The sequence below is a fragment of the Yoonia sp. 2307UL14-13 genome, from assembly GCF_037572755.1.
In the GTDB taxonomy this organism is placed as follows: Bacteria; Pseudomonadota; Alphaproteobacteria; order Rhodobacterales; family Rhodobacteraceae; genus Yoonia.
On the sequence record NZ_JBBIFZ010000010.1, the window covers coordinates 54,132 to 67,191 of the forward strand.

General features: G+C 57.9%; 14 protein-coding genes. 8 read left to right on the forward strand and 6 right to left on the reverse strand.

Features of this window, described 5'->3' with window-relative positions; genetic code table 11:
- Complete coding sequence (locus tag V8J85_RS18515; protein ID WP_339955263.1) at nucleotides 1-1,197, reverse strand: glycosyltransferase family 4 protein; 1,197 nt, start codon at nucleotides 1,195-1,197, stop codon at nucleotides 1-3.
- Nucleotides 1,198-1,496: 299 nt separating this feature from the next.
- On the opposite strand from V8J85_RS18515, the gene V8J85_RS18520 reads away from it, so the two are divergent.
- The 6 genes from V8J85_RS18520 (at nucleotide 1,497) to rfbA (ending at nucleotide 6,941) form a co-directional block, all read left to right on the forward strand.
- On the forward strand, nucleotides 1,497-2,099 hold the full coding sequence (locus tag V8J85_RS18520) for a polysaccharide biosynthesis/export family protein (protein ID WP_339955264.1): 603 nt from the start codon (nucleotides 1,497-1,499) through the stop codon (nucleotides 2,097-2,099).
- Between the two features lie 32 nt (nucleotides 2,100-2,131).
- Nucleotides 2,132-3,487 (forward strand): hypothetical protein, encoded by a 1,356-nt coding sequence (locus V8J85_RS18525; RefSeq protein ID WP_339955265.1) that lies wholly within the window; start codon nucleotides 2,132-2,134, stop codon nucleotides 3,485-3,487.
- 104 nt (nucleotides 3,488-3,591) lie between these two features.
- Nucleotides 3,592-4,149 carry a dTDP-4-dehydrorhamnose 3,5-epimerase gene (gene rfbC, locus V8J85_RS18530; RefSeq protein ID WP_339955266.1) on the forward strand — a complete coding sequence of 186 codons (558 nt, stop codon included), beginning with the start codon at nucleotides 3,592-3,594 and terminating at the stop codon, nucleotides 4,147-4,149.
- Nucleotides 4,150-4,163: 14 nt separating this feature from the next.
- Nucleotides 4,164-5,207, forward strand: coding sequence for a dTDP-glucose 4,6-dehydratase (rfbB, locus tag V8J85_RS18535; RefSeq protein WP_339955267.1), 1,044 nt, complete (start codon nucleotides 4,164-4,166; stop codon nucleotides 5,205-5,207).
- 1 nt (nucleotide 5,208) lies between these two features.
- Complete coding sequence (rfbD, locus tag V8J85_RS18540) at nucleotides 5,209-6,069, forward strand: dTDP-4-dehydrorhamnose reductase (RefSeq protein ID WP_339955268.1); 861 nt, start codon at nucleotides 5,209-5,211, stop codon at nucleotides 6,067-6,069.
- Nucleotides 6,066-6,941, forward strand: a complete 876-nt coding sequence (rfbA, locus tag V8J85_RS18545) for a glucose-1-phosphate thymidylyltransferase RfbA (RefSeq protein ID WP_339955269.1) — start codon at nucleotides 6,066-6,068, stop codon at nucleotides 6,939-6,941. Before rfbD ends, rfbA begins: the two co-directional genes overlap by 4 nt.
- Here rfbA and otnC read toward each other — a convergent pair.
- Together otnC and otnK are read right to left on the reverse strand one after the other, a co-directional pair.
- Nucleotides 6,938-7,588: a 3-oxo-tetronate 4-phosphate decarboxylase gene (gene otnC, locus V8J85_RS18550; protein ID WP_339955270.1), complete on the reverse strand. Its 651-nt coding sequence runs from the start codon at nucleotides 7,586-7,588 to the stop codon at nucleotides 6,938-6,940. The two genes, rfbA and otnC, sit on opposite strands and share 4 nt — an antisense overlap.
- Entirely contained in the window at nucleotides 7,585-8,811 is a 1,227-nt protein-coding gene (gene otnK / locus V8J85_RS18555; protein ID WP_339955271.1) for a 3-oxo-tetronate kinase, read from the reverse strand. The genes otnC and otnK overlap by 4 nt, the downstream gene beginning before the upstream one ends.
- 114 nt (nucleotides 8,812-8,925) lie before the next feature.
- Between otnK and V8J85_RS18560 the strand changes: the two genes are divergently transcribed.
- On the forward strand, nucleotides 8,926-9,756 hold the full coding sequence (locus V8J85_RS18560) for a fumarylacetoacetate hydrolase family protein (protein ID WP_339955272.1): 831 nt from the start codon (nucleotides 8,926-8,928) through the stop codon (nucleotides 9,754-9,756).
- Here V8J85_RS18560 and kduD read toward each other — a convergent pair.
- The 3 genes from kduD to V8J85_RS18575 are packed head-to-tail and all read right to left on the reverse strand — an operon-like array spanning nucleotide 9,753 to nucleotide 11,622.
- Entirely contained in the window at nucleotides 9,753-10,481 is a 729-nt protein-coding gene (kduD, locus tag V8J85_RS18565) for a 2-dehydro-3-deoxy-D-gluconate 5-dehydrogenase KduD (protein ID WP_339955273.1), read from the reverse strand. The genes V8J85_RS18560 and kduD overlap by 4 nt on opposite strands.
- Nucleotides 10,478-11,302: a 5-dehydro-4-deoxy-D-glucuronate isomerase gene (gene kduI, locus V8J85_RS18570; protein WP_339955274.1), complete on the reverse strand. Its 825-nt coding sequence runs from the start codon at nucleotides 11,300-11,302 to the stop codon at nucleotides 10,478-10,480. Before kduI ends, kduD begins: the two co-directional genes overlap by 4 nt.
- Nucleotides 11,303-11,313: 11 nt before the next feature.
- Nucleotides 11,314-11,622, reverse strand: a complete 309-nt coding sequence (locus tag V8J85_RS18575) for a cupin domain-containing protein (protein WP_339955275.1) — start codon at nucleotides 11,620-11,622, stop codon at nucleotides 11,314-11,316.
- 341 nt (nucleotides 11,623-11,963) lie between these two features.
- Here V8J85_RS18575 and V8J85_RS18580 point away from each other — a divergent pair, with 341 nt between their 5' ends.
- Nucleotides 11,964-13,004 carry a TRAP transporter substrate-binding protein gene (locus V8J85_RS18580; RefSeq protein WP_339955276.1) on the forward strand — a complete coding sequence of 347 codons (1,041 nt, stop codon included), beginning with the start codon at nucleotides 11,964-11,966 and terminating at the stop codon, nucleotides 13,002-13,004.
- Nucleotides 13,005-13,060: the final 56 nt, after the last annotated feature.

Sequence of the window (13,060 nt, forward strand, 5' to 3'; positions counted from 1 at the left end):
CTAGGACCGGAAGCCGGCGCGGACGTCTTCCGCGAAGGTCACAAGCTGTTGCGCGATCGCGCGGGGTGAGAATCGGGTTTCGATATCCGTACGGCCCGCCTGCCCGAGCGATGCGGCAAGCGCCGGATCAGCCAAAATACGCCGCACCGCCGCCGCGAGGGCACCCGAATCCTCGACAGGGATCAAAAGGCCCGTTTCGCTATCGCGGATGATTTCCTTGGGCCCACCGCCCGCAGCGCTGATCGTGGCTGATCCCGATGCCAAGGCCTCGAGCACGACATATGGAAAGGTCTCATAGCGGGATGCGATCACCGTCACGCCGTGTTGATGCCGCAGGGTGTCGATCTGCTCTTTGCTTTGCAAGCCCAGATAGCTGATCCGGTCCTGTACCTTTTCAGGTAGTGCGCCAAGCACCTGGGTGATCGACAGTGTGCTGCCATCGGGCTGTTCCATGCCAGGATCGGGACCCACGAATGTCAGATGAACGTCATCCCCCCCTTCGACCAATGTCGTGAAACCTTCCAGTAGGACATCCGCACCTTTTCGTCGGTCATTGCGGCCGACGAACAGAATGCTGCGCCGCTGCTTATCGGTCAGTGCTGCCTGATCGACGGCATCTTTCAGTTGGATCGAATTGTGCAATACAATTCGCTTATCGACGACGCTCGGCACCTGGGCCACGGTTTTGTCCAGTACATCCCGAGATGGGACGGTCATGCCCGCACAGGTCCGAAACGCCGTCGCTTCGCGCTTGAGCCTACGCACATCGTGGCGGGTGGTCTTATAGTCCTCTAGTGCAGTTTGCAGGAACCATGGCCCATGCAACGTGACGATCACCGGGACCGGCAGCATCTTTTGAACGATCGCGGCCCAGCCTTGGGTCTCTTCCATTATCAGTACGTCGATTTGGCGCTGTTCGATCGCAATACGGCCGGCTGCGGCGATACTTTCAGCGTATCGGATATGGGTCGGGTCGGCGAGGTCCAGACGCTCTGTCACCCGTTCGAGGATCGTTGCATTGCGTGCCAGGGGCAGGTCGATGCAGCGGGGGTCGGGCTCCTGAGCGGGTGACAATGGGATGATGGTGACCTCGTGCCCCAAGGCCTCGAGCCCATCGACAAGATTGACCACGGAGGTCGTAATTCCGTTGGCATGACCGATACCGGGCCATGATGGCGTAACCAGTGCGATTTTCAACTTTTGACCGATCTTTGTTTGCAATGCGAGATACAGGAAATTTCGGGAACTGATTAGATCATTCCATCGCTGCACGCCAGCATGTAAGCCTGCAGGTTCAGCAACCACAGGATGAAAATGCGACTGACGCTTTACCAAATCCTCGGCAATCTTTATGATTGAAAATGTTGCGATGAAGATACGCTCTGACATCGGACGACCAAGATGATCCAACTTTTGCTTTATGAACGCTGCCTAAGGCACTAAATTTTAACCAGTAAATAAAAAGCCCACGAAAAGAACGGGCAATGGGGACCATTATGATGACTTTCGCTCGAGCCGTCTTGATCGCATGTATCGTCCTGCCTTTGCTGTCACTTTCCGCTGACGCACAAGGGAATTATCGCATTCGTGGTGGTGACGTCCTGCAGATGGAAGTGTTGGAAGATCCCAGCCTTAACCGTGATCTTCTGGTTTTGCCGGATGGCAACGTGACCGTACCCTTCGTTGGCGCGATCCGGGCCCGGGGGCGCACGCTTTCCCAGGTTCAGGCCAACATCCGCAGCCGTCTTGGCCCCAGTTTCGCCGAACCACCGAACGTTTTCGTGGGGCTGAGTTCATTGGCCGAGATCGAAGAACGCGAACCGGTGACCATCGACGTTTATGTCGTTGGTGAGGTCGAAACCCCCGGCAAGCGCGAGATCGAGCCCGGCACGACCGTCTTGCAGTTTCTTGCGGAGATGGGCGGTTTCACCGATTTCGCGGCGACGAAACGTATCCAACTGCGCACGTCGCGCACCGGGCGAGAGCAGGTCTACTCGCTGAACTACAACGACGTCGAACTTGGTGGGGGGGTTGGTACATCGACGGTTCTTGCCGACGGTGACGTGATCGTCGTTCCGCAAAGGCGGTTGTTCGAGTAACGGAAGGCGCGGTTTTGGCCAAGCGATCATCTTTGCGATTCGGGGTTGGTGCGGCGGCGATCCTGAGCGCGCCCATGGTGAATGCGCAAGAAACCGTTTTTGGCGTCGAACAAGGGTTCGAATTCGGGCGCAACACCGCGTTGACGGTCCCCGAATCGGGTGATCGGACATCGGCTTTGACCCGGCTCAGCTATGGTCTGACCAGCGCGACACGTACGCAGGAACTGTCCTTTGGCGCCGCTGGCGCGTTCCGGTTCGAAGAAATAGATGGCGAACAGGACAGCGGTTTCGAGGACCCTGAGGTCACCCTTGCCTACAGCCAGGAGGCGACAAATGGATCTTTCGATCTGACCGGCCGTTTCGCCCGCAGCGAAATCGATACACTGCCGGGCATTGCCGATCTTGTCGGCGATGATGGTACGATCGACGTGCCAGAAGACCTGACGGACCTGTTCGGCACCGGCCAGCGGACCAGTTATGCAGCGACCGGCAGCCTGGTCATCGGACGGGATCGGGCGATTCAGTTCACCTTCGATCTTGGCGCGACCGGTGTGCTTTATGAGGATGTGACCGACCCCGATCTGGTCGATACGCGAACGGTAAACGCGGGTCTGACCACCGCATTGCAATTCTCCAAGGTCACGACAGGCACTGTGGGTCTGCGCTTTGCCCGGACCGAGGAGGAAGATGCGCTCGAGACTGAACGCGATGTGCGCGGCATCGATCTTGGTATGATTTATGAGGCGACGCCGCGGGCCACACTGGATGCAAGGATCGGGGCAGAGCAGACGATCACCACGACAACCACTGAAGAAACCGAGACCGATGGTCTGACAGGTGGTCTGGGTTTGGAATACGAGATGCCGAATGGCACATTGACCGCAACGCTGGATGCCGCGCGAGACGTCGCCGGTGATCAGATCCTGACCGCGCGGGTCGGGCGTGAGTTAGAGTTACCGGCAGGTGCGCTGTCCACGACGATCGGGGTTACCCGGCCCGAGAACGAAGATATCGCCTGGATCGGGACCATCGATTGGACCCGAGAATTCCCGACTGGCCTTTTGCAATTCCGTCTGGATCGCAGCGTGACGGTCGACACTGACGCCGACACGCGCCGCCGGACCCTGGCGGGGCTGCTTTATGCCTACGAGATTAACCGGGTTTCGGACCTGAGCATTGGCATTACCCACGTCGTATCAGAAGAAAGCGCCGCAACCGCCCGCGTTGAGAGGACCGATCTTGTTGGGGTCTATAACTATGCTCTGACCGAGAATTGGGATCTGAGCGCCGGGCTGGGCCTGACCCAACGGGACGAGGATGGCGTTGGTCAGGCGGACTCGGCGCAGATCAGCCTGTCGATCGGGCGTGAATTTCGCGCGCCACGCTAAGCGGCCCCTCATCAAATTCTGCACAATGATGATGTGGCATTCGCAGGCGCATTTCTGTACAATGCGCGTCATAATTTAAGCATATATATTTGAGAGATGACCCCATGATTGAAGAAACCGCTTTGCCGGACGTGAAAGTCGTGACACCCCGCTGGTTTGAGGACCACCGCGGTGCATTTTGCGAAACCTACAACCGAAAAACCTTTGCGAAACACGGCATCTATGATGTTTTTCAACAGGATAACCACTCGATCAGCGCCGCTGCAAATACCGTTCGCGGGCTGCATTTTCAGGCCCCGCCGCATGCCCAGGGCAAGCTGATCCGCGTCGTCGCGGGCGTGATCCTCGACGTTGCTGTCGATATCCGCGAGGGATCGCGCACTTATGGTAAATGGGTGTCGGTCCTCCTGTCCGCCGAGAATCGTAAGCAGCTATATGTCCCTGCCGGTTTTGCACATGGTTTCGTGACGAAAACCCCGGATACCGAAGTGCTGTACAAATGTACCGACATCTACGCACCGGAATGCGAGGGTACGATCCGTTTCGATGACCCCGAAATCGGGATCGATTGGGGGATTGATCCCGGCGACGCAATCCTGTCGGATAAGGATGCCAAGGCGACGGGCTTTGCCGCGTTTTCGTCGCCGTTTGTGTATGCGTGAATGAAAGACTTGCTATGAAAATTCTTGTCACGGGGGGCGCGGGGTTTATCGGGTCTGCCGTTGTGAAGGTCGCGCTGGCCCAAGGGCACACCGTGGTCAATGTCGATAAGCTGACCTATGCCGCTTGCCTCGCCAGCCTGAAAGGCGTGGCAGATCACCCCGGCTATGCTTTTGAGCAAGTCGATATCTGCGACCGTCCCGCGCTGAACCGCGTCTTTGACCAGCATCAGCCGGATGCCGTGATGCACCTTGCCGCCGAAAGCCATGTGGATCGGTCCATCGACGGACCCGAGACATTCGTCCAAACCAACGTTCTGGGCACATTCCACATGCTCGAAGCGGCCTGGGGCTTGTGGGAGGCGAAAGGCCGCCCCGACGATTTCCGCTTTCACCATATTTCGACCGATGAGGTATTCGGCAGCCTCGGCGAGACCGGCAAATTCGACGAAGAGACGCGATATGATCCCCGCTCGCCCTATTCCGCCAGCAAGGCGGGGAGCGACCATCTGGTGCGCGCCTGGCACGAGACCTATGGCCTGCCCATTGTTTTGACGAATTGTTCGAACAATTACGGGCCGCGCCAATTCCCTGAAAAGCTGATCCCGGTCACCATCCTGAATGCCTTGGCAGGTAAGCCACTGCCCATCTACGGGGCTGGTCTGAACGTCCGCGATTGGCTGCATGTAGAGGATCATGCCGAGGCCTTGCTGTTGGTGTTGACGAAGGCTGCGTCCGGCGCGACCTATGCGATCGGGGGCGAGGCCGAGGCGCGCAATATCGATATCGTCCGCTCCATTTGCGCGATCATGGATCAACGGCGGCCTAAATCTTCGCCTTATGCTAACCTGATCACCCATGTAACCGACCGACCAGGCCATGATCAGCGATATGCGATCGATCCTTCCCGCATTCGACAAGAGCTGGGCTGGACGCCGTTCCACACCCTGCAGCAGGGTCTTGAAGAGACCGTCGATTGGTATCTGAACAACCAGGATTGGTGGATGCCGTTGCAGGCACGCGAGGGCGTGGGCGAACGGCTGGGTCGGGCGGCGTCTTAGGATGAAAGTTCTGGTCTTTGGCAAGACCGGTCAGGTCGCCCGGGCGTTGGCCAAGGACGCTGGGCGGCACAACGCCGTTTTGGAAATGTATGATCGCGAAAGCGCCGATCTGGCGTCGCCCGACGCATGTGCCGCGTTGGTTGCCGATACGCCGGCAGATGCTGTGATCAACGCAGCTGCATGGACCGCCGTCGATGACGCGGAAACGAACGAGGCCGCGGCTTATGTGATCAATGCCGATGCGCCTGATGCAATGGCGCGCGCCGCTGCTGCGCGTGACATACCGTTCATCCATATCTCCACCGATTATGTTTTTAGTGGTGACCCTGGCCAGCCTTGGAAACCGAATGATACAACGGCACCCTTAGGTGCATATGGGCGCACGAAACTGGCCGGTGAGAGAGCGGTGGCGGCAGCAGGCGGCAGGTCGGTGATCCTGCGCACGGCCTGGGTGTTCGACGGCGAGGGCAAGAATTTCGTGACGACCATGCTGCGCGTGGGGAAAGAGCGGGACACGTTGCGTATCGTCGCCGATCAAGTGGGCGGACCGACCCCGGCCAGTGCCATCGCCGATGCTTGCCTGGCGATCGCAAGGGCGTTGATCGATGACCCGGTAAAGGCTGGTACCTATCACTTTTCCGGTGCACCCGATGTCAGCTGGGCCGATTTCGCACGCGCAATTTTTGACCGCAGTGGGGCTTCGGTGGCGGTCGAAGACATCACGTCAGCCGAATATCCGACGCCAGCCAAACGCCCCGCGAATTCCCGACTGGATTGCAGCAGTCTGAAATCGGCATTCGGGATCGACCGGCCAGATTGGGGCGCGGCACTCGACACAATATTGAAGGAGAAGCGCGGATGACACAGCGCAAAGGTCTTATCCTTGCCGGCGGGACGGGATCACGGCTGTTCCCGATCACCAAGGGCATCTCGAAACAGCTGATGCCGATCTACGACAAACCGATGATCTACTATCCGTTATCGGTCCTGATGCTGTCGGACATCCGCGAAATCGGAGTTATCACCACCCCCGAAGATGCCGCGCAATTCCGCGGCCTCTTGGGCGACGGATCGCAATGGGGCGTGAAATTGACCTATCTTGAACAGCCCAAGCCCGAAGGTCTGGCGCAGGCATATCTGGTGGGCGAGGACTTTCTGGACGGGCATCCATCCGCGATGGTTCTGGGCGACAATATTTTCTTTGGCCATGGCCTGCCGGAACTGCTCAAAGCAGCGAATGTGCGGGATGCGGGTGGAACTGTTTTTGGCTACCACGTCGCCGATCCCGAGAGATACGGTGTCGTCGGCATGGATGCCCAGGGGCGCGTGACGGAGATCATCGAAAAGCCGGAAAATCCCCCGTCGTCTTATGCCATCACCGGCCTCTATTTTCTGGATGAAACGGCACCTAACCGAGCGCGGAGTATAAAACCGTCACCCCGAGGCGAGTTGGAGATCACGTCGCTTTTGGAAACTTACCTCACCGACGGGAAACTGACTGTGGAGCGGATGGGGCGCGGTTTCGCCTGGCTTGATACCGGTACGCATGGCAGCCTGCTGGATGCGGGTAATTTCGTGCGGACGTTGCAGTCACGGCAGGGCATGCAAACCGGCTGCCCGGAAGAGATCGCCTATCTGCAAGGCTGGATTTCGGCCGACAACCTGCGCGCGCAGGCGGCGCATTATGCCAAGAACGACTACGGCAGCTATCTGGAAGGGTTGTTGGAGGACTAATCGTCCCAATCAACGTCGAATTTGCGGACAACTTGGTCGACCTGATTGGCCGTCAAGCTACGTACCGGCAGAGGATGGATCATCATCGCAAGCCGTGCGGTGTTTTCCAGCTCTTCGATGGCGTTGCACGCGGCCTCGACATCTTTGCCCGCGACGACCGGCCCGTGATTGGCGAGCATCACGGCACTGCGTTTGCCAGCCAGACCCTTGATCGCCTGACCCATGGCGGGATCACCGGGCAGAAAGAACGGGAGGAGTTTGACCTTTCCCAACAGCATCACGCTGTAGGGTGTGAGCTGCGGCAGAAAGTTTTCGGCATCCGCATCCGGCATCATAGACCACGCGACGGCGTGGCAGGAATGCAGATGCACGACGGCACCCGCAGTCGACCGGGTATCATAGAACGCCTTATGCAGCGGCATTTCCTTCGTGGGTTTGTCGCCACTGATCAGGTTGCCCCGATCGTCGAAGCGGCTGAGCCGCCCCGGATCAAGCCTGCCGAAGCTCGTCCCTGTCGGCGATACCAGAAGGCCGCCATCATCGGTGCGAGCAGAGATATTTCCAGTGCTGCCATGGGTCAGCCCCCGATCGAACAGGGATTTCGCCAGCAGGCAGATTTGTTCGCGTAAATCTGTTTCTCTGGTCATCGTCCGCCCAGCACCTCGTCTGCCTTTTCAAAAAAATCGACGTCACCGAAATTGCCGGATTTCAACGCGACAACCAAGTTGTCCGACGCGCGCAATGCGGGAATACCCGGATCGATTTCGGGCCCGATCTGTAGTTCCGATAGGCCAAGCCCCTCGACGATCGCACCGGACGTTTCGCCCCCTGCGGCGATGATCCGTGTCGCTCCCGCGTCGCGGGCACTATGTGCGACATGGCCAAAGAAGGTTTCAAGAGCCGTTGCAGACTGTTCCTTTCCAAACAGGTTCTGGACCCGCGCGACCGCAGCAGGATCAGCTGACGTATAGGCCAACGGGACGCCGTGCTGCGCCACCAACCAGTCAGCGATTTCTTCGGGCTTCAAACGCCCATCTAGAACCTCTTCTGCCGGGATTTCGCGTGATGGATGGTCTTTCGCATGATACGCGACCTGCTTGCGCGTCATGGCCGAACACGAGCCCGACAAGGCGATCGTTTTACCGGGCTGACCTGTCCACGGCACGTCATCTGGAACGCATCCAAAGTTCGCCGGCAGGCCAAGTGCCACCCCGGAACCGCCGGAAATCAGTTTCAGATCACGGCCCGCCATCCCGATCGCGATCAGGTCATCGTCACGGATTGCGTCGCAGACGATGTGTTTATGACCCGCGATCCTTTCCCGCTCCAGCGTTTCCTCAACGGCTGCAGCATCATCCGCAATGCCGATATGCCCAATCGCTGACTTGGTTTGCAAACCCAGCCACCGCCGGATGTCAGGATCGGTCATCGGGGTGAGCGGATGGTTCTCCATCCCACTTTCGCTCAGCAGTTTATCGTTGACGAACAGATGCCCTTGGTAGACCGACCGCCCCGTGCCCGGAAACGCCGGACAGACGATCGTCATCTCCGCATCCAACGCATCGGCGAGCGCATCCAGGATCGGGCCGATATTGCCGTCAGGTGTGCTGTCGAAGGTCGAGCAATATTTGAAAAAGAACTGCTGGCAGCCCTGCGCCTGCAGCCATGCGAGGGCGTCCAGCGACATCGTCACAGCGTCCTGCGGCGCGATCGAACGCGATTTCAGGGCGACGACCCCGGCCTGTACGGATGGGTCAGCCGGTCCACTTGGCACGCCGGTATATTGCGTCACCCGCATCCCGCCCTTGGCCAACGTATTGGCCAGATCGCTTGAGCCGGTGAAATCATCGCCAATACAGCCAAGTAACATGTCATCTTGTTTCCCACTTGAACGTCACCCATCGTCGCAACAATGTATACATTATGCAAGTACCATTCTCACGGCGATGTCTCGGGCCAGTATGGACAAAATTCGGAGGACTGTATGAAACTTTGCCGCATTCAAACCGATGAAGGGATCAAACCGGCGATGGTCGATAACAATGGGAATTTACATGACCTTTCGAGCCGGATCGACGACATCGAGACCGCGTTGCTGAGACAGGGTGGGCTAACCGATGCGCCGGATGACCTGCCCGCGATCAAAGGTCGTTACGCGCCGGCTCTCGCCGATATCGGTCGGATTTTCTGTATTGGCCTGAATTACTCGGATCATGCGAAGGAAGCGGGATTGCCGACACCTGAACATCCGATCGTTTTCATGAAGGTCTGCGCCCCGACGGGCGCAAATGATCCGATTATCGTGCCGAAGGGGTCGGAAAAAACGGACTGGGAGGTCGAACTGGGCGTGGTCATCGGCCAGACCGCCCAGCATGTGAGCGTCGACGATGCACTATCATATGTCGCCGGGTATTGCGTGATGAACGATGTCTCTGAACGGGCATTTCAGATGGATATGGGCGGGCAATGGGTGAAAGGAAAGTCATGCGACAGCTTCGCGCCGGTCGGGCCGTGGCTCGTCACACCTGATGAGGTGCCCGATCCACAGGACCTGACCATGTATCTCGATGTGAACGGCCAGCGGCGACAGACAGGTCATACCGGCACGATGATCTTTTCCGTGGCCGAGATCATCGCGCATCTCAGCCGTTTCATCACCTTGCATCCCGGCGATGTCATCAGCACCGGCACACCGCCCGGTGTTGGTTTGGGCATGACACCTCCGACCTTTCTGAAGGCAGGTGATGTGGTCGAAGCCGGTATTGAGGGGCTAGGCGTGCAACGACAGGACGTGATCCCGTTCACAGACGCTTAGCGGGCCAACCACCCGCCATCGACGTTGATAATCGCACCGTGGATATAGTTTGCCGCAGGTGACGCCAAAAACACCGCCGTCTGCGCGATATCTTCGGGCGCGCCCCACCGCCCGGCTGGAATACGGTCAAGAATCGCCTTGTTCCGATCCGTATCCGCACGCAGGGCTTCGGTATTGTTCGTCTCGATGTAACCGGGCGCGATGGCGTTCACGTTGATCCCCTGCGCGGCCCATTCATTCGCCAGCAACTTGGTCAGGCCGGCCACGCCGTGTTTGGACGCGGTGTAAGACGGTACGCGGATACCGCCCTGAAAAGACAAGAGAGATGCGATATTGACGATCTTCGCGGCTCGATCATCCTTCAACGCAGCTTTCGCGAAAGCCTGGCATCCAAAGAACACAGCCTTCAGGTTCACGTTCAGCACGTCATCCCAATCGGCTTCGGTAAAGTCGACGCTGTCATTGCGGCGGATGATGCCGGCATTATTCACTAGGATATCGACACGCCTGTCGGCGAAAACGGCACCCATCGCCATTGGATCGGCAAGATCGAGATGCAGCGTCTCGGCCTGTCCGATCTGCGCGACCGTCTCGTCACATGACGACCGCCCTGCGCAGATCACATATGCGCCTGCCTGACCCAAAGCGACGGCGATCGCTTGCCCGATCCCTGTATTCGCCCCGGTCACCAACGCCGTTCGACCGGTGAGCGAGAAAGGGTTCACCGCAAATCCTCCATCGCGACCATTTCGACATCTTTATAGTCGACGTTGTCGCCCGCCATCGCCCAGCAGAACGTGTAGCTGCCCGTGCCCGCGCCGCAATGAATCGACCACGGCGGCGACAACACGCCCTCTTCGTTTTTCATCACGATATGGCGCGTTTCTTCCGGGCGACCCATGAAGTGAAACACGCGGTTCGGTTCGTCGAGATCAAAGTACAGATACGCTTCCATCCGGCGGTCATGCAGGTGGGCGGGCATCGTGTTCCAGACCGATCCGCCATGGAACATCGTGTAGCCCATGACCAACTGACAGCTTTCCATCACGTCTGGATGGATGAACTGATAGATCGTGCGGTCATTGGCGGTCTCTGCCGCACCCATCTTCACCGAACCAGCTTCCTCGATCGTGATCAGCCGCGTCGGATGTTGTGCATGCGCCGGTGCCGATACGATGTAGTAACGGCCCGGCGCCTGGAACGCGACGGGGCCTGAACCCATCTGGAGATAAAGCATGTCGCCGCGACCGACGTTATGGTCGGTACCGTCAGCCGTTACCGTTGCTGGGTCCCCGATGTTGAGAACCCCCATCTCGCGTCGATCGAGGATCGACGCCGTACCGCATTCCTTGACCTCATCAAGGATCAGGCCATCGACTGCGGGAACTGCGCCCCCAACGATCATCCGGTCATAGTGGGAATAGGTCAGCCGGATTTCACCCGCGGCAAACATATCGGCCACTTGAAAATTGGCGCGGAGTGTTTCGGTGTCCATAGCCTTGGCCGAGGTAGGATCGATGGCATGACGGATTGTCACAGTCAGCATGTTGGAGCCTTTCAAAGAAAATCGTCGCGACGAGGGGTAAAGCAATCGACCAGTTCACCTGCTTCGAGACAAACGCAGCCGTGCCGCGCATTGGCCGGGATCACGAAGCTGTCGCCGGGTCCTACCTCCATCTCGTCCCCATCGAGGTGAAACCGGAAGCGCCCCGACTTGACGTAGGTCGATTGAACATGGGGGTGGTTGTGCAGTTTGCCTTCCGCGTTCTGCTGAAATGTGAAGGATACAACCATCAGATCCGGATGATCCGCGAGGACCTGTCGTGTGACGCCGTCATCCGCCTGCACGATCGGATATTGGTCCATGGCTGATTCCTTTGAATGGCCAGACAAAATCACTGTCATTCTAGTATGCCAGTTTAAAAATTGGTGTCAATCTGGTGTGAGTCCGCGGATCATCGGCAAATTTTAAAATCAAAAGTTGAAATCGATATGAATTAATGCATTAAATAACGCATTAATTCATATTTGCAGGTGACAGATGATTGCAAACCCGACAGATTGAGCAGGTGGATTGTCGATAACCGCAAAGAACGGGAGGCAAACCACGTGTCATACCGTCAAACTGCAAAATGCTGCGTGACGTTGTAGGGAAGGGGATTGGTCTGCCCGACCCAAGTTGATCAAAGACCCAAAGGGAGGAAAACATGAAAAGTACATTATTTGCGACTATGGCCGCAGCGGTCATCGCGGCAGGCGGCGCGACGGCGCAGGACACGATTGAAATGACATCGTCATTCCCGTCAAACCTGCCGATTCTGGGAACCGCTTCGATCGATTTCGTCGAGCGCATCAATGCGATCTCGGGTGAAGTGCAGTTCGAACACTACGATCCTGGCAAACTGGTGCCGACACTCGAAGCGCTCGACGCCGTCTCGAACGGCTCGGTCGATGCGGCATTCGCTACGTCGGGATATTGGCAGGGTAAAATTCAGTCGGCATCGCTTTTCGCCGCTGTTCCATTCGGTCCGGAGGCTGGCGAATTCCTTGGCTGGATCATTTACGACGACGGTCATGAGCTGTGGCAGCGGATGTATGACGAGAACGGCTATGACGTGCATGTGCTGCCCTGCGGTATCATCGCCCCTGAAACATCCGGCTGGTTCAAGAACGAAATCAACAGCGTCGAGGACCTTGAAGGTCTGAACATGCGCTTCTTCGGTCTAGGGGCCGAGGTCATGCAGCGTCTTGGTGTGTCAACATCGCTGCTTGCCGCCGGTGACATCTTCCCCGCATTGGAACGCGGTGCGATCGACGCCACCGAATTTTCGATGCCGTTGATCGATGCGCGCCTGGGCTTTCACAAGATCGCCAAATATAACTACTTCCCCGGCTGGCATCAGCCATCGACCTTGTTCGAACTGATCGTGAACAAGGACGTCTGGGAAGATCTGGAAGAGCGGACGCAGGCCCAGATCGAGGCGGCATGTTTGGCCAACGTGACCACGAACCTCGCCGAGGGTGAGGCCAAAAACTTTGCCGCGATGGTCGACAACGAAACCAACAACGGCGTGACCAACAAGCAATGGCCACCAGAGATGCTGGAATTGTTCGAGACCACATGGAACGAAGTCGCTGCCGAAATGGCCGCCGAAGATCCGTTCTTTGCCGAGGTCTGGACCGATATGCAGGAATATCGCCAAGGCTACAAAAACTGGTCGAGCAATATCTACCTGCCGCGCCGGTAATCCTGTGACGTAAGTTGTGACAGCGCCCGTCCCCGTGGGCGCTGTCATTCTTGTTT

Bases quoted from the DNA above. Each gene is read 5' to 3' on its own strand.
- V8J85_RS18520 (WP_339955264.1), top strand. From the start codon at position 1,497: ATGATGACTTTCGCTCGAGCCGTCTTGATCGCATGTATCGTCCTGCCT.
- rfbC (WP_339955266.1), top strand. From the start codon at position 3,592: ATGATTGAAGAAACCGCTTTGCCGGACGTGAAAGTCGTGACACCCCGC.
- rfbB (WP_339955267.1), top strand. From the start codon at position 4,164: ATGAAAATTCTTGTCACGGGGGGCGCGGGGTTTATCGGGTCTGCCGTT.
- rfbD (WP_339955268.1), top strand. From the start codon at position 5,209: ATGAAAGTTCTGGTCTTTGGCAAGACCGGTCAGGTCGCCCGGGCGTTG.
- rfbA (WP_339955269.1), top strand. From the start codon at position 6,066: ATGACACAGCGCAAAGGTCTTATCCTTGCCGGCGGGACGGGATCACGG.
- otnC (WP_339955270.1), bottom strand. From the start codon at position 7,588: ATGACCAGAGAAACAGATTTACGCGAACAAATCTGCCTGCTGGCGAAA.
- otnK (WP_339955271.1), bottom strand. From the start codon at position 8,811: ATGTTACTTGGCTGTATTGGCGATGATTTCACCGGCTCAAGCGATCTG.
- V8J85_RS18560 (WP_339955272.1), top strand. From the start codon at position 8,926: ATGAAACTTTGCCGCATTCAAACCGATGAAGGGATCAAACCGGCGATG.
- kduI (WP_339955274.1), bottom strand. From the start codon at position 11,302: ATGCTGACTGTGACAATCCGTCATGCCATCGATCCTACCTCGGCCAAG.
- V8J85_RS18575 (WP_339955275.1), bottom strand. From the start codon at position 11,622: ATGGACCAATATCCGATCGTGCAGGCGGATGACGGCGTCACACGACAG.
- V8J85_RS18580 (WP_339955276.1), top strand. From the start codon at position 11,964: ATGAAAAGTACATTATTTGCGACTATGGCCGCAGCGGTCATCGCGGCA.